Genomic DNA, 15,996 nt, shown 5'->3' with positions numbered 1-15,996 from the left:
CGAATTGGGTAATCCTATGTGACATACCGTGTCGGGTAAAGTAGTAATCGGAAAAACAGGCCCTATAATTAGGGAATCAAACGAACAGGGATATTGGTTTGGCTAAGGTTATTCTCAATCAAAAAAAGCGTCTGGGTTTACAACAGGCGAGTGTCATTATTTTCATGGGTATCGCCGCCGTGATTTTGCTGGCGCTGCTTTCGTACAGCCCGCTTGACCCCGGCCCATTTCATCATAACACCCGCATTGGTCCCTGTGACAATTTAGCGGGTTGTAAGGGGGCGTGGCTGGCTGATTTCCTGGTGGGGCTGTTGGGTTACTTGGCGTATGCCTTGCCGCTGGTGTTGGTGGTGATGGGGTTGACAGCTTTTCGCATCGGCCCGCACATGAAAAATCCGAACAACCCTGTGGGCGGTATCAATGACATCATTACCAGTGTCGGCGCTTTATTCACCTTGTTATCGGGGGCGGGTTTAGCGCATTTGCTGTTTATGCCTTTTCCTGAGGGTATTGGTGGCGGCATGTTAGGGCAGGCCGTTGCTAAAGTGTTTACGGGTACGTTCTTGGGCTTTTTTGGGTCGATTTTATTTTTGCTGTCGTTGTTTCTGGGAAGTATTACGGTAGTCGCCGATATTTCTTGGTCACAAGTGACCGAAAAAGTTGGCGACTGGATGTTGCAGGTGTTTGATAAATTGCAAGGCATGGAACAAGCTGGCGCTGTCGGTGATGCGGCTGCCGCGAATAAAAGCGGGGTATTGGGGCGTTTTTCTGAGGTATTGAACCGTAGCAAAGGCTATTTGCAAGGCGGCACGGTTGCCTTGGATAAAGCCAGTGGTTGGGTGAATCGCACCGTTGTGAAGCGCGGCGAACCCAATCTGGGTGATGGGGTTGATTTAACCGATATTCACGCGCCTTTCCGTGATGAAACCCGTTTGGATGTGCCAGACTTTTCCAGCCTTGCCCGCGATAAGCAAACCGCCGCTGTTGCGGATGTACCGCTTGAAGAAGCCGCTGCCGTTGTCAGTGATGCTGATAAACCCGCACCCAAAGCCAAAACCAGCGACGTTAGTAGCAGTCGTAACGTGGCGGAAAATCTTCCTCCCGTTAAAGCAGGCAAGGGGCATGGTTTGATTTTGCCGCGTCTGAGCTTGCTGAACCCGCCGCCCCGCGACCGTGTAACGCAACCCAAAGAACGCTTAAACGAGTTGGCGACGAAGCTGGTGGAAGCCTTGGGACATTACGGCGTGCCCGATGTGAAAGTGGTGGCGCGTGACCCCGGCCCGGTGATTACCCGTTTCGAGCTGGAATTACCCGATGGCACCAAAGCCTCGAAAATTTCTGGTCTGGCATCCGATTTGGCGCGGAATATGTGTGTTTCCAGCGTGCGGGTGGTGGAAGTCATTCCGGGGCGACCAACGATTGGGATCGAAATCCCCAATGATCGCCGTGACGTGGTAACGATGAGCGAAATGCTGGCGTCAGCGGTGTACAAGAAAAATCCTTCACCGTTGACCTTGGCACTGGGTAAGGACATTGCCGGACACCCGATTGTCGCCGATTTGGGGCGGATGCCGCATTTGCTGGTGGCGGGGACGACAGGTTCAGGAAAATCGGTATTCATCAACGCGGTGTTGATGAGCTTGCTGTACAAAGCCACACCTGCTGAAGTGCGCATGATTATGATCGACCCGAAAATGCTGGAATTGAGCAGCTACGAAGACATTCCGCATTTGCTCGCGCCGGTAGTGACAGACATGAAACACGCTGCCAATGCCTTGCGTTGGTGCGTGGCGGAAATGGAACGCCGCTATTTGCTGATGTCGAAACTCAAGGTGCGCAATATTGCGGGTTTCAATGAAAAAATTATTGAAGCGCGTGAAAAAGGTGAGGTGATTCTTGACCCTTTGTTTGACCCACTGAAATCGGTGGCGGGGCATCCGCAGCCCTTGGAGACTTTGCCTTATATCGTGGTAATCGTCGACGAATTCGCCGACATGATGATGGTGGTCGGCAAAAAAGTGGAAGAGTTGATTGCGCGGCTGGCACAGAAAGCACGGGCGTCCGGTATCCATTTGATTTTGGCGACGCAACGCCCGTCGGTGGATGTGATTACGGGGTTGATTAAGGCGAATATCCCAACGCGGATTGCGTTCCAAGTGTCTACCAAGATCGACTCGCGCACGATTTTGGATCAGGGGGGCGCGGAACAATTGCTGGGTTATGGTGATATGTTATACATGCCACCGGGGACTTCCTTGCCGCAACGGGTGCACGGTGCGCTCGTGACTGACCGCGAAGTGGAAGATGTTGCTAACTACCTTAAGCTGCAAGGGGAACCGGATTACATTGCGGAGGTCTTAGCTGATAACACGTCAACATCGGATGCCGTACCGGGATTAGAACCGTTGACGGAACGCGAGGGCGAATCCGACCCGCTGTATGATGAAGCAGTGGCGGTGGTGATCGAATCTCGGCGTGCGTCGATTTCGTATCTGCAACGTCGCCTCAAGGTGGGTTATAACCGGGCGGCACGCATGATAGAAGACATGGAAAGCGCAGGTGTGGTCAGCCCGGTGTTGAGCAATGGCTCACGCGATGTATTGGTTGCCGCACCGCCAAAAGATTGAATAACATGAGGTTAATGATGAAAACAACGTTCACTAAAACACTGGCAGTACTGTTGGCGACGGGCTTAATGAGCAGCAGTGCATGGGCTGGCGGTCGTGAAAAACTTGACGATTTCTTTACCAAAATCGACACCATGCAGTCGGCTTTCACCCAGCAAGTGATTGATGAAAAAGGCGCGGTGCGTCAATCGTCCAGTGGTAACGTCTTTCTGTCACGCCCCGGCAAATTCCGGTGGGAATACGCCGCACCCGACAAGCATGAAATCGTGGCAGACGGTAAAAACGTGTGGATTTACGACGTGGAATTGGATCAAGTTACGGTCAAGCCGATGACGCAAGCCTTGTCTTCTGCGCCGGTCGGGATGCTGACCCAAAAGCAGGCCGTTGATAAACAATTCAATGTGCAGGAAATGGAGGCCGAAGGCAGCACCTTGGAATGGTTTCGTTTGACGCCGAAAAAACAGGATTCTGATTTCACTTCAATGGATTTGGGCATTAGTGCTACCGGCGTGGAAGAAATGATCTTGGGCGATAAATTCGGGCAACAAACCTACATTAAGTTTCAAGGCTTGCGTACCGATATTGACATCGACAAGAGCCGTTTCAGTTTCACGCCACCTAAAGGGGCTGACGTGATTGGGAAAGCTTCCTGATTCCCTTAGCTGAACGGATACGCCCGGCGACGCTCGATGAGTACGCCGGGCAGCTTCACTTGCTTGCCGTTGGCAAACCGCTGCGGCGAGCCATCGAAGAATCCCGACCGCACTCGATGCTGTTCTGGGGGCCTCCCGGAACCGGCAAAACCACACTGGCACGTTTAATTACCCACTATTGGAAGGCAGAATTCCTCACCTTATCGGCGGTATTGGCGGGGGTGAAGGAGATTCGTGCGGCGGTTGAGGTGGCGCGGCAAAACCGGGCGCAATTCGGACGCACCACCGTGTTGTTTGTGGATGAAGTTCACCGTTTCAATAAGGCGCAGCAAGATGCGTTTTTGCCGCATATTGAAGATGGCACGTTATTGTTTATTGGTGCAACCACGGAAAACCCTTCTTTTGAATTGAATAATGCGTTGTTGTCACGGGTGCGTACTTACGTGTTGCGTTCCCTGTTGCCGGATGATATTCAGCGGGTGTTGCAACGTGCGTTGCAGGACAGTGACAAAGGTTTGGGGGCGCTGCATGTGCAGGCCAGTGAGGGGGTGTTGGAGGCATTAGCCGCCGCAGCCGATGGCGATGCACGACGGGCGTTGAATTGGTTGGAAATTGCGGCGGATTTGGCGGAAGACACGCCGGAGGGAGCGCGGATTACGGCTGCTACCGTGCAGGAAGTGGTGGCGGAATCGTTGCGGCGTTTCGATAAGGGCGGTGATTTGTTTTACGAGCAGATTTCAGCCTTGCACAAGTCGGTGCGTGGCACTGACCCCGATGCGGCGTTGTATTGGTTGTGTCGGATGCTGGATGGCGGTTGTGACCCTTTGTACATTGCGCGGCGGGTGGTGCGCATGGCGAGTGAGGATATTGGCAATGCCGACCCGCGCAGTTTGCAGTTGGCGTTGAATGCGTGGGACGCTTACGAGCGTTTAGGCAGCCCGGAAGGGGAGTTGATGCTGGCGCAAGCGGTGGTGTATCTGGCATGTGCGCCGAAAAGCAATGCGGTGTACACGGCTTACAAACTGGCGCGGGCGGATGCGCAACAGTCGGGTTCGTTGGATGTGCCGTTGCATTTGCGTAATGCGCCGACCAGGCTGATGAAGGCGTTGGATTACGGCAAAGATTACCGCTATGCCCACGATGAGCAGAATGCGTATGTGGCGGGGGAAAACTATTTCCCGGATGAGCTGAAAGGGCGGCGTTATTATGAACCGGTCGAGCGGGGATTGGAGATTAAGATTCGGGAGAAGTTGGCGGGGTTGCGGCGGTCTTGATGGGTGTTAGGTGAGATGGCGAGGCTTTGCCAGCCGTGCTATGTTCAACAGTGGTAGGTATTTATCGGCGGGTGTTGTAGGAGAATGTTATGCCTTTAGCGCGTCAAATATCGGGGCAATACCTTAGCGAGGCTGAGTATCTGGAAGGTGAAAAACTTGCCGCTGCAAGCTTATCTGGTTGTTGCGCAGGATAAAGTACAGGTGGATATGCTGGTGCGTTTGGCAGACGGTAGCTGGGGATTACAGCAGTTCGATCGGTTGGATGATGAAATTACGCTGCCTTATTTGGATATGGTGTTGAGTGTGGCGGCGATTTACGCAGGTACACTTTAAGCCTCAAAAATCAGCCTGCCATTATTCTGCACATAGCTCAGCGGAATCTTCGGATTGTTTATGTCCTTGCCACCGTCATCATGCCATTTCTTTTCCCATTTTGCGTAGAACGGCTCCATCTGTGCGGGTGTCAACAGGAAAATCTGTTGCAGTTCAATCCCTTGGTAAACAGCGAATATCCAATCGACTCGGCGGTATTTGGCTATAATCGTCGGGTTCATGTGGTGGTGAGTGGAGAAGCTCTTGGTCAGCGAGGTGTTGACGGATTTAAGTTCGTATTCGTTTCCAGCCGCATCTCTGGCATCATTACCCTCACGCCCCGGTAACACTTCAAGGCTGGTAGTCAGTATGACTTGCAGCAGTTTGCCGCCGTTGTCCTGAAAAATGTCATTAATGCCGTGCTTTTCCGCTAACGCCTGATATTGGCGGATGTGTGGAAACAGGGCATCAAGTAGTTGTTTGTCTGGATGTATTTTCATCTTGTTGATTGTAAGTTAAACAGTTTGCTTAAGGAATAGCCCCATGCTTTTTGATCTTGGTATCCAGCCTGCCTACCATTCGGCGCGTGGTGCGATGTATTGTGCCGATTCGTTGGAGATGCTGGCGAAGTTGCCGGATGGGAGCGTGAATCTGGTGATGACTAGCCCGCCGTTTGCGCTGCAACGCAAGAAGGAGTACGGCAACAAGGATCAGCATGAATACGTGGAGTGGCTGGCGGCGTTTGGCAAGTTGGTGTTCCAGAAGCTGAAGTCGGATGGCAGTTTTGTGCTGGATTTGGGCGGGGCGTATGAGAAGGGTGTGCCTGCGCGGAGTTTGTACAATTTCCGGGTGTTGCTGAAGTTTTGCGATGAGTTGGGGTTTACGCTGGCGGAAGATTTTTATTGGTACAACCCGTCGAAGCTGCCCAGCCCGATTGAGTGGGTGAACAAGCGCAAGTTGCGGGCGAAGGATTCGGTAAATACGGTCTGGTGGTTCAGCAAAACGGAATGGCCGAAGGCGGATGTCAGCAAGGTGTTGGCGGAATACAGTTCGCGCATGAAAAAGCTGCTGGAAGCACCGGAGGCGTTTTATACCCCGGCGAAACGTCCGTCTGGGCATGACATTTCGAGCAGTTTTGGCAAGGACAATGGCGGGGCTATTCCGTCCAACCTGCTGCAAATTCCCAATACGGAATCGAATGGCGGGTATCTATCCGGCTGCAAGTTGCTGGGGGTCAAAAGCCATCCGGCGCGGTTTCCTGCCAAGTTGCCGGAGTTTTTCATCAAGTTCCTGACCGAACCGGGGGATTTGGTGGTGGATATTTTTGGCGGGTCGAATACCACGGGGTCGGTGGCGGAAACGCTGGATCGGCAATGGCTCAGCTTCGAGTTGGAGCGGGAATATGTCGCCGCTTCGGTGCTGCGGTTTATGGATAGCCCTGCGGAACAGGAGGTTCGCCGTGCCTACAATGCGATTTTGAACCGCAAAAGTGTTGATTTGGCGGGGTTGGCGGCGGAGCGGGTGGGGCAGCAGTTGTTGTTTGCGTGAATGGCTGTCTGTGCTATGTTTGTCAGCACTTAGTAGTTTGATTGTTTTATGAGGTAGTTAATGAGCGAGCGTTCCTCTTTAGAAAAAATTTCATGGGTTGCTGCGATTGCTGCATTCATATTGGGTCTTGGGTGGAGTGTTTTTACGTATTACAACCCTAGAACTATAGAAGAACCTGTTGATATTAAAGGTTCATGGAATCTTGAGCAGGCGAAGATGCTTGCCTTTACATCATTAGAAAAACATAACTGGGATCAGCATCCAGAACTCTGCATAGATGAGCCATGTCGTCCACCTCATGAACTCATTGGTGAATATAATTTACCGTATAGAGACCGAGAAACTTATGTTCTTGCTATGGTTTCCGGTGATTTGGGGGGAAGTTGTCATGCCTGTGCGCCATATTTAAGTTTTTTTGAATTTGAAAAAAAAGAAGCTGGTTGGAAGCTGATAACTTCTGACATAGCATCTTCTCCAAGTGGGGCTTGGGGAAGTTTTGATAAAGAAGATTTTGGAGGAACTAAAGCCATCGGTGATAATAAATTTGGTATTCCTATAGCTGGCAGCTTCATGAACCATGGACGAACAACGGACAGTGTGTCTATCTACACAAAATTAGGAGACTCTTTTCATAATGTTTTAGATATAAACATCAGAGAAGACAATGGTGGTGCAGACGCTGATACTGATTGGGAGGCATCTTATGATTTTGTGCTTAAGAATACAGGATTGTACGATGTTGTAGTGAAGAAAAATGGAGAAATTCAGTCTAAGGAGTTTTCTGCAACCATTAGTTATGAGTTCAATGGACAAAAATATATTCTATCTTCATGCGAGTCTAATGTGGACGAGGTTTGTTCAGAGCTGACTGAACAAACCCAGTAGAAGTGGGGGGTGTTTGTGCTCAGTTAATTAATCACAACGCCCGAATCTTCTCCAACTGCCCCACCAACTGCCCCAACGCCGCCCGCTGCTCATCCGCCTGCTTGCGCGTCTGTTCCAGCACTGCTGCCGGAGCTTTGTCCGCAAACGCTGGATTATTCAGCCGACCTTCCAGCCCGCCGAGGTTCTTTTGCAGCTTCTCGATTTCCTTGCTCAAACGCGCAATTTCCGCATCTTTGTCGATCAGCCCCGCCAGCGGGATCAGGATTTGCATTTCGCCAACCAGTGCCGTAGCCGATTCCGGCGCATCCGCACCCACTTCCAGCCACGTTACATTGCCGACTTTCGCCAGCGTCCGCGCAAACGCTTCGCTGGTGGTGAACAGTGCCTTGTCGGTGTCGCTCCAATTTTGCAGCAGCACGTCGAGCACTTGCCCCGGCTTGATGTCCATCTCGGAACGGATGCGGCGGATGCCCATGATGAAAGCTTTCACCCATTCGATTTCCGCCAGTGCTGCCTGATCAACCAGCGCGGTGTCGGCGACGGGGTAGGGTTGCAGCATGATGGAATCGCCGGACACGCCCGCCAAGCCTTTGATGTTCTGCCAGATTTCTTCGGTAATGAACGGCATGATCGGGTGCATCAGGCGCAACGCGGCTTCCAGCACGCGCACCAAGGTACGGCGCGTGCCACGTTTGGCAGCTTGGTTGTCGTTGGCTTTGCCCAAAATCGGCTTGGTCAGCTCCAGATACCAGTCGCAGTATTCGTGCCACGCAAATTCATACATCGCCTTGGCAGCAAGGTCGAAGCGGTAGTTGTCGATGTGGTCAGCGACTTCCGCCTCAGTCTGTTGCAGCAATGAAATGATCCAGCGATCCGCCGCCGATAATTCCACCGGCAAAGTATCGTCCAGCCCGGTATCCTGCTCTTCGCACTGCATCAGCACGTAACGCGCTGCGTTCCACAGCTTGTTGCAGAAATTGCGGTAGCCTTCCAGCCGTTGCATGTCGAAACGGATGTCGCGCCCAGCCGTGGCGAACGAGGCAAACGTCATGCGCAGCGCATCCGTGCCGTGCGGGGTAATGCCATCGGGGAATTGCTTGCGGGTGGCTTTGTCGATTTTGGCGGCAAGTTGCGGCTGCATCATGCCGCTGGTGCGTTTAGCAACCAGTGCTTCGAGGTCGATGCCGTCGATAATGTCCAGCGGGTCGAGTACGTTGCCCTTGGATTTGGACATTTTCTGCCCGTCCGCATCCTTCACCAGCCCGTGGATGTACACGTCGCGGAACGGCACATCGCCCATGAATTTCTTGCCGAACATGATCATCCGCGCCACCCAGAAGAAGATGATGTCGAAACCGGTCATCAGCATCTGCGTGGGGTAAAACGCTTTCAACGCTTCATCATCCACATTCGGCCAGCCGAGCGTAGAAAACGGCCACAGCGCGGAGGAGAACCACGTATCCAGCACGTCCTCATCCTGACGCAACGCAAGGTCAGCAGGCAGGTTGTATTTGTTGCGCACCTCTTCTTCGGAACGCGCTACATAGACATTACCCACCTCGTCATACCACGCCGGAATGCGATGCCCCCACCACAATTGGCGTGAAATACACCAGTCGTCGAGGTTGTTCATCCAATGGTTGTAGGTGTTCACCCAGTTGCCCGGAATGAAGCGCACTTCGCCACTCGCCACTACGTCAATCGCGGGTTGCGCAATCGCGGTTTTGCCGCCAGGTCGCCCGTCGTCCAGCGTTTCGCGGGTCAAATCCACGTACCACTGGTCGGTCAGGTACGGTTCAATCACCGTGCCAGAACGGTCGCCGCGCGGAACCATCAGCTTGTGGTCTTCGATTTTATCCAGCAAGCCGAGCGCATCCATGTCCGCAACGATTTGCTTACGTGCCGCAAAGCGTTCCAGCCCTTGATACTTTTCCGGTGAAACATCGTTGATGCAGGCATCAATGGTGAAAATATTGATCAGCGGCAGGTTGTGACGCTTGCCCACCTGATAGTCGTTGAAATCGTGCGCCGGAGTAATCTTCACGCAACCCGTGCCTTTTTCTGGGTCAGCGTAATCATCGCCCACCACCGGAATCAAGCGTCCCACCAGCGGCAGCACTACGTTTTTGCCGATCAAATGCTGGTAACGCTCGTCCTTCGGGTTCACCGCTACGGCGGAGTCACCCAGCATGGTTTCCGGGCGCGTGGTGGCAACGATCAGGAATTCGTCGGTGGCATTGCCCGCCGCATCCGCCAGCGGGTAGCGGAAGTGCCACATATTGCCGTTTTCTTCTTCAGACACGACTTCAAGGTCGGAAACGGCGGTGTGCAGCACGGTATCCCAGTTCACCAAGCGTTTGCCGCGATAGATCAAACCTTCTTCATGCAGGCGCACGAACACTTCGCGTACCGCTTCTGACAAGCCTTCGTCCATCGTAAAGCGTTCGCGTGACCAGTCGGGGGTTGTGCCCAAACGGCGCAATTGGCGGTTGATGGTGTCGCCGGATTGGCCTTTCCATTCCCAGACTTTTTCGAGGAAGGCTTCACGCCCCAGATCGTGGCGGGTCACACCTTGCGCAAGCAATTGGCGTTCCACCACCATTTGCGTGGCGATGCCCGCGTGGTCAGTGCCGGGTTGGTAAAGGGTTTTGTCGCCCTTCATGCGGTGGTAGCGGATCAGGGTGTCGATCACCATCTGGTTGAAACCGTGCCCCATGTGCAGCGTGCCGGTGACGTTCGGCGGCGGGATCATGATGCAATACGGCTTGCCCTCGCCTTTCGGGGCGAAATAGCCGCTTTGTTCCCAATGCTGATACCAGCGTTGTTCGATGTCTTGAGGTTGGTAGGTCTTGTCCATGTGCCGCTACTTTTTTGAAGTCGGAAAAGAGCGGCATTATAACGCAAAAATACTTATTTCAACAAAGTGGAAAGCTCGCGGATGAGGTCGTCGCGGGCTTTATCAATGTGTTTTTCTACCGAAGGGTCGATGCGGGAGCTGTGAGCTTGTGTTGCTGCTTGTTGATGGCCTTCTGAGCGGATGGCGTGGGCGCGGGCTAAACCCGAATATTCGTCTTGTCCGGTGGCGGATTTGAGTTCGTCGATACGTTCTTTGAGGCGTTGCTCAAATACCTGACGGCGTTGCTGGCGAGCGTAGGGGTTTTTTACTTGCTCGACAATGGCGGCGTCGCCTGCGCGTACCAGATCAGTAACGACGGGAATACGAATGGTTTTGTCGAAGTCTTCGCGCATCATTATTCCGGGTTATTAAATCTTAAGTTGATGGTAGTCCAGATTATAGCCCCGGTCACGGTAAAACTGGTAGCGTTTACGACCAGCGTGTAGTACGGCTTCTTCTTGATCTAACATTTCGGCTAAACGCTCAAAACGTGAGAAAAAAGTGGGTATTTCGTTGGAAAGATTGATAAGCAACCCGCAATTTTCCATCGGTTCATGGTCGTGACCGATTAAAATGCGCACGTTTTGATCTTTTGTGGGCGCAAGCGCGTGGGGAATGAACGCGAGTTCGTTAAACGTCCACAATAATTCATCCAATTTGCTGCTGGTCGTCGGCGCATCGGTGTGAATGTAGGTATGCAATTGTTGCTGATGCGCTTTCATGACCACCTTGCAGGCGAGTAATAACCGCGCCTGCAAGCTGTTGGTTTTTCCGACGTAAAAATCTATTTTGGTCATGCTTTGGCGCGATTAATCAGCAATTGGCACAGCAAGGGAACAGGGCGACCCGTTGCACCTTTGGCTGCGCCGCTTTTCCAAGCTGTACCGGCAATGTCGAGATGCGCCCAGGGGTAGCTTTCGGTAAAGCGTGACAAAAAGCACGCGGCAGTGATTGTGCCGCCCGGTGGCCCGCCGATATTGGCAAGATCGGCGAAGTTGCTTTTGAGTTGATCGTGGTATTTTTCACCCATCGGCAAGCGCCAGGCTTCGTCATTGGCTTGTTTGCCCGCCGCGAGCACTTCGTCCGCGAGTGCCTCGTTATTACTCAGTAAGCCACAGATGTGATAGCCCAATGCGGTAATACACGCGCCGGTCAGCGTCGCAATATCGACCACGGCAACGGGGTTGAAGCGTTCCACATACGTCAGCGCATCGCACAGCACCAAGCGACCTTCCGCGTCGGTGTTGAGAATTTCAATGGTTTTGCCTGACATACTGGTAACAATGTCGCCGGGTTTGCTGGCTTTACTGCCGGGCATGTTTTCGGCGGCGGCAATCACGCCAATCACGTTCATGGGCAATTGCATGGCGACACACGCGGTCAGTGTGCCGATCACGCTGGCAGCACCGCTCATGTCGAATTTCATTTCATCCATCGCATTGCCGGGTTTGAGCGAAATGCCGCCAGTGTCAAAAGTAATGCCTTTGCCAACAAGCACAAATGGCGCATCACCCGAATTACCGCCGTGGTATTGCAGGATGATCATTTTGCCGTCTTCGGCGCTGCCCTTGGAGACGGAAAGGAATGAACCCATGCCGAGGGCTTCCATATCGGCTTCTTCGAGGATATTGATGTCGACTTTATTGGAAGAATTCGCCAGTTCTTGCGCAATATCCGCCAGATACGTGGGAGTGCAAACATTGCCGGGGCTATTGGCAAGGTCACGGCTGACGCGCATTCCTTCGGCAATGGCATTGCCTTGCAACAGCGGGTTGGTGAATTCACCGGCAATCGTGTGCGCAACTGTCCAACTTTCTAACGCGGTGCGCGGCGCATCGTCTTTTTTGCTTTTGTACGTGTCGAACGTGTACAGCGTGTCAGCCACGGCGATGACCGATTGGCGCACGGCGGCTTCAATGTATTCGCTGGCGATTTCGTCGGTCAAAAATGACACGGCGTTGTTTACTTTGGCGGTTTTGAGTAGGTTGACCGCTGCTTGTGTCATTAGGGTTAGGGTTTCCAGCGTGAGTTTGTCTTTTTCGCCCATGCCGATGAGCAGCACCCGTTTGGCGGTGACGCCGGGCAGGTTGTAAAGCATACTGGTGCGGTTTTTATCGCCGGTAAAGTCGCCGAAATCCAAGTGTTGGCTGATCGCGCCCGCGCTGGCAGCATCAATTTGCGCCGCCGCCGCCGAGAGTTTGGCGTGTTTATAAACACCTACCACGACGCAATCGGTGTGCAGTTCAGCGGCATTGGCGGAAGAATCAAAATGGTAGTTCATGCGTTATCCTTGTCATGGTGTTGCCTTTCATCGCAGTTTACACGACGCCTCCCAAATCACAATAAAGCTATGGAGTTGGGGTGGGTAAGGGCGTAATTTTCATGTGTTCGGTGAGGGTGGTGATGACGCTATTGTCATCCCAAGTCAGCCCGCCAAAATAGCCGAGGCGCACGTAACCGTCCCGATCCAACACAAACGTGGTGGGGAAAGCACGTAATCCCCACGTTTTCACCGCGCTGCCTTGCGAATCCAACAAGACCGGGTAATCCGCTTTGACGATTTTTAGAAAAGCTTCTACATCCGCTGCCGTTTCACCAATATCAACACTGACCACGCTGAAGTCATCGGGTGAAAACCGTTGTTGCAAGCGCCCCAATGAGGGGATTTCTTCCACACACGGCGGACACCAAGTCGCCCAAAAATTCAGTAATACCACTTTGCCGCGATAATCTTTCAGGTCATAGGTGTTGCCATCGGTGGCGGTTAAACGCAATTCTGGTGCACGTTTTTCGCCGGGAAACGGTTGCAAGCCGGTTTTAGGAACAGAAGCTTGCGCTTCAGCGCTTGGATTGCTGGGTTTGGGCAGAGGTGTTTGCGCGGTAACAATACTTGTTTTGCCTTCGGTCTTACTCAATATATTCAGGGCGTGGCGCAGTAACACGGGGAAGGCATCGGCTTGCTTGATTTCATCCGCGCTGCGTTCGGGGCGGGTTAAATAGCCATCGCCTGCGCCTTTGATCAAGGTGGCGTAGACGCGACTGCCGCCGGTTTCTAAGGTGTCGAGCAATTCACCCAAATACCAGCGTCTGCCCGATTTTTCGGGTTGCACCACAAACAGCAATGTTTGGGTTTGTGTGGCGATGGGCAACCATTCATCCGGCTTGCCGGGTTCGGGGATGCCTGCAATCAGGTTGGGGTGTAGCAATACTGCGCCACCAAAGCGTTTGTCCGTGGGGTGTGCGTTTTGCCAGTGTTGCAAGCCATTTAAGCCAAGCGCTGCCCCGCGTCCGCTGGTGAGCAGAAACAGTTGTTGCGGCGCATCGGGCAAGCTTTGTTGGATCAAAGCGGCGATAGCGGCGGCGGGAATATCATCCAGACTGGTGCGCCCCGGACTGATGAAATAGCTACCGTGTAAATCCGCCAGCCAGATTTCCATGCCTTGTGCCGCCATGCGCTGCGCCAAGGGGTAAGCTTTGCTGCTGTCCAGCCCTTGTTCTGAGGGTAGCCATAAGACGCGCTGCCCGCTATTGCCGAACCGCGCAATGCTGATGCTGGTGTCAGCGCTGACGGTAATTTCCAGCAGTGCATCAGGTTCGTTAGCGTGGCTTAGTGGCGTAAACACTAACAGGGCAATCAGGAATGGATACAGCCAAACGTTCATACAGGTTTGCGCAACACATCGAAACGGGCAGGGTTAGCAAAGCGTGCGCCGTCTGCACCTACATGCGCGTTAAAACGGGTTTTGACGGTTTGGTACAGCGCGTCATCCAATTGATGATTGGTGTGCGTGACCTGAATAATGCGTTCGTCGAATTCGTTGAAATCGGCGAAACGCGATTCGGTGTTGCAGAAAATTTGTTCCACCAGTTCCAATGTACCGGCAGTGACGGCATCACTCACGGCTTGGAAGGCGAGTTCACGCACCACTTTTTCATCGTGGAACAAGCGTAAAATCTTGTTGAAATCGCCCGCATACACGGGTTCGGAAATCCATGCCATGCCACCCGGCTTGAGCACGCGGGCAATTTCTTGCAGGGATTGCGCCATGAGTTCACGGGGAACGTGGTGCAGCGATTTGAACATGCATACGATGTCAATGCTGTTGTCGGGTGCATCAATGGCTTGTGCGCCGCCTGCCTTGAATTCGATATTGTGTATCCCTTCGACTTCGCTCAGGGAGTGTTGTTGGGCGACGTTGTGGGCGTGTTGGATTTGGTCGACTTCGGTGGCAATGATGCGTGCGGTGGGGAAACGTTCCGCGATGCGGCGTGTCATTTGGGCTTTGCCGCAACCGAGTTCTAACACGATAGCGTTTTCCAGCGGTAGGTGCTGGGCGATTAAGTCGAGTTCGTTGCAACGGGTGGTAGCCGTCGGATTCTGGATTTGCATGGGCATAATAAGGTAACGTAACCGTGATTCAAAAGCGTATTGTGGCATACACCCCGCTGACAACAAACAGGAGCAACGATGAATAACTGCCCGTGTGGTTCAGAACAAACCTATAACCAATGTTGCCGCCAGTATCATGACGGCAAAATCGCGCCCACGGTGGAAGCGTTAATGCGTTCGCGTTACAGTGCGTATGTGCTGCGCAATGGCGCGTATTTACACCGCAGTTGGCACAGCAGCACTCGCCCGAACAAAAAAGGCTTGCTGCAATTACCGGCGACGGATTGGTTAGGGTTGGAAATCGTGCGCACCACGCAGGGCGGGGAACAGGATAACAGCGGCACGGTGGAATTCATTGCCCGCTACCGTGAAGGGGAGCAAACCGGCTCATTGCATGAAACAAGCCGGTTTGTGAAGGAGGGTGGGAAGTGGTTTTACGTGGACGGGGATTATTAAACGATCGAACCGTCGGCGTTCATGCCTTCCATCTTTTCGCTTTCCTGCGGAATCATGTGTTCGCGCTTCAAGCCGAACAGCAGTAACAGCGGCGAGGCGACCAATACCGATGAATAAATTCCAAACATAATCCCGATGGTCAGCGCCAGTGCGAAGTTATGCAGGGCTTCGCCGCCAAACCACAACATTGCCAACACCATAATCTGGGTTGATACGTGGGTTATAATGGTACGTGACATGGTGCTGGTAATTGCGCTGTCGATAATGTCCGGGATAGTTTCATCGCGCATGGTGCGGATGTTTTCCCGAATCCGGTCAAATACGACCACCGATTCGTTTACTGAATAGCCCAGTACCGCCAAAATACCCGCCAGAACTGTCAAGTCAAACTGCCATTGGAAGAACGCAAATAAGCCAAGAATGATTACCACGTCATGCAGGTTGGCAATCGCAGCGGAAACTGCAAAGCGCCATTCAAAGCGAAATGCCAAGTAAATAATAATGCCAGCCGCGACTAAAATCAGGGCTAAACCACCGTTTTCATACAGTTCCTGCCCGACTTGCCCACCGACGAAATCGACCTTACTGAGCGTGACATCGGGTGTTCCGGTTTTCAGCACGCTCATGATTTGCTCACTGACTTGAGCGCTGGAAACGCCTTCTTTCAATGGCAAACGGATCAACACATCCTGTGTCGAACCAAAGTTTTGCACCGCTACCTCATGATAGCCGGTGGATTTGATGGCTTCACGAATGGTGTCGATAGGCGCGGATTGCGCGTAACGCACTTCCATCACCGTGCCGCCGGTAAAGTCGACCCCCAGATTCAGACCGTAGAAAAACAGTGCGAATACCGAGAACAGGAACGTTGCCAGTGAAATAGCCGTCGTGGTTCTGCCGTACCGCATGAACGGAATGGCTTTGTTAAATGGAAATAACTCAAACATGGTGTAGC

General features: G+C 52.9%; 15 protein-coding genes. 7 read left to right on the top strand and 8 right to left on the bottom strand.

From position 1 onward, the window contains the following. The first annotated feature begins 98 nt into the window (after window positions 1-98). From HMY34_RS00555 to HMY34_RS00540, 4 genes are all read left to right on the top strand, one after another. Window positions 99-2,627, top strand: a complete 2,529-nt coding sequence (locus HMY34_RS00555) for a DNA translocase FtsK (RefSeq protein WP_202717229.1) — start codon at window positions 99-101, stop codon at window positions 2,625-2,627. Window positions 2,628-2,644: 17 nt separating this feature from the next. Then, a complete protein-coding gene (gene lolA / locus HMY34_RS00550; protein ID WP_202717228.1) occupies window positions 2,645-3,280 on the top strand; it encodes an outer membrane lipoprotein periplasmic chaperone LolA in 636 nt (211 codons plus the stop codon). After that, entirely contained in the window at window positions 3,277-4,554 is a 1,278-nt protein-coding gene (locus HMY34_RS00545; RefSeq protein WP_202719088.1) for a replication-associated recombination protein A, read from the top strand. Before lolA ends, HMY34_RS00545 begins: the two co-directional genes overlap by 4 nt. 156 nt (window positions 4,555-4,710) lie before the next feature. After that, window positions 4,711-4,887, top strand: coding sequence for a hypothetical protein (locus tag HMY34_RS00540; protein ID WP_202717227.1), 177 nt, complete (start codon window positions 4,711-4,713; stop codon window positions 4,885-4,887). On the opposite strand, the gene HMY34_RS00535 is transcribed toward HMY34_RS00540, so the two are convergent. After that, window positions 4,884-5,366 carry a PDDEXK family nuclease gene (locus HMY34_RS00535; protein ID WP_202717226.1) on the bottom strand — a complete coding sequence of 161 codons (483 nt, stop codon included), beginning with the start codon at window positions 5,364-5,366 and terminating at the stop codon, window positions 4,884-4,886. The genes HMY34_RS00540 and HMY34_RS00535 overlap by 4 nt on opposite strands. Before the next feature lie 43 nt (window positions 5,367-5,409). Between HMY34_RS00535 and HMY34_RS00530 the strand changes: the two genes are divergently transcribed. Both HMY34_RS00530 and HMY34_RS00525 read left to right on the top strand, forming a co-directional pair. After that, the gene (locus tag HMY34_RS00530; RefSeq protein WP_202717225.1) at window positions 5,410-6,414 is read left to right on the top strand and encodes a DNA-methyltransferase; all 1,005 of its coding nucleotides are present in this window, start codon (window positions 5,410-5,412) and stop codon (window positions 6,412-6,414) included. A 60-nt stretch (window positions 6,415-6,474) separates the two neighbouring features. Continuing rightward, window positions 6,475-7,299: a hypothetical protein gene (locus tag HMY34_RS00525; RefSeq protein ID WP_202717224.1), complete on the top strand. Its 825-nt coding sequence runs from the start codon at window positions 6,475-6,477 to the stop codon at window positions 7,297-7,299. A 31-nt stretch (window positions 7,300-7,330) separates the two neighbouring features. Here the strand turns inward: HMY34_RS00525 and HMY34_RS00520 are convergent, their stop codons facing one another. The 6 genes from HMY34_RS00520 to HMY34_RS00495 all read right to left on the bottom strand — a co-directional run bounded on the left by HMY34_RS00520 (window position 7,331) and on the right by HMY34_RS00495 (window position 14,591). Next, complete coding sequence (locus HMY34_RS00520) at window positions 7,331-10,156, bottom strand: valine--tRNA ligase (protein WP_202717223.1); 2,826 nt, start codon at window positions 10,154-10,156, stop codon at window positions 7,331-7,333. 53 nt (window positions 10,157-10,209) lie between these two features. Continuing rightward, window positions 10,210-10,551 carry a hypothetical protein gene (locus tag HMY34_RS00515; protein WP_228287941.1) on the bottom strand — a complete coding sequence of 114 codons (342 nt, stop codon included), beginning with the start codon at window positions 10,549-10,551 and terminating at the stop codon, window positions 10,210-10,212. A 12-nt stretch (window positions 10,552-10,563) separates the two neighbouring features. Next, entirely contained in the window at window positions 10,564-10,992 is a 429-nt protein-coding gene (locus HMY34_RS00510) for a DNA polymerase III subunit chi (RefSeq protein ID WP_202717222.1), read from the bottom strand. Continuing rightward, window positions 10,989-12,476 carry a leucyl aminopeptidase gene (locus HMY34_RS00505; RefSeq protein ID WP_202717221.1) on the bottom strand — a complete coding sequence of 496 codons (1,488 nt, stop codon included), beginning with the start codon at window positions 12,474-12,476 and terminating at the stop codon, window positions 10,989-10,991. Before HMY34_RS00505 ends, HMY34_RS00510 begins: the two co-directional genes overlap by 4 nt. Before the next feature lie 67 nt (window positions 12,477-12,543). Continuing rightward, window positions 12,544-13,857, bottom strand: a complete 1,314-nt coding sequence (locus HMY34_RS00500; RefSeq protein ID WP_202717220.1) for a TlpA family protein disulfide reductase — start codon at window positions 13,855-13,857, stop codon at window positions 12,544-12,546. Continuing rightward, window positions 13,854-14,591, bottom strand: coding sequence for a class I SAM-dependent methyltransferase (locus HMY34_RS00495; protein WP_228287940.1), 738 nt, complete (start codon window positions 14,589-14,591; stop codon window positions 13,854-13,856). Before HMY34_RS00495 ends, HMY34_RS00500 begins: the two co-directional genes overlap by 4 nt. A gap of 72 nt (window positions 14,592-14,663) precedes the next feature. Between HMY34_RS00495 and HMY34_RS00490 the strand changes: the two genes are divergently transcribed. Further along, the gene (locus HMY34_RS00490; RefSeq protein WP_202717219.1) at window positions 14,664-15,041 is read left to right on the top strand and encodes a YchJ family protein; all 378 of its coding nucleotides are present in this window, start codon (window positions 14,664-14,666) and stop codon (window positions 15,039-15,041) included. On the opposite strand, the gene secF is transcribed toward HMY34_RS00490, so the two are convergent. Next, window positions 15,038-15,988, bottom strand: a complete 951-nt coding sequence (secF, locus tag HMY34_RS00485; RefSeq protein ID WP_202717218.1) for a protein translocase subunit SecF — start codon at window positions 15,986-15,988, stop codon at window positions 15,038-15,040. The genes HMY34_RS00490 and secF overlap by 4 nt on opposite strands. Between the last annotated feature and the right edge of the window lie 8 nt (window positions 15,989-15,996).

This window comes from Thiothrix subterranea, assembly GCF_016772315.1.
Classification (GTDB): domain Bacteria; phylum Pseudomonadota; class Gammaproteobacteria; order Thiotrichales; family Thiotrichaceae; genus Thiothrix; species Thiothrix subterranea.
This window is presented reverse-complemented; position numbering and strand designations above follow the sequence as displayed.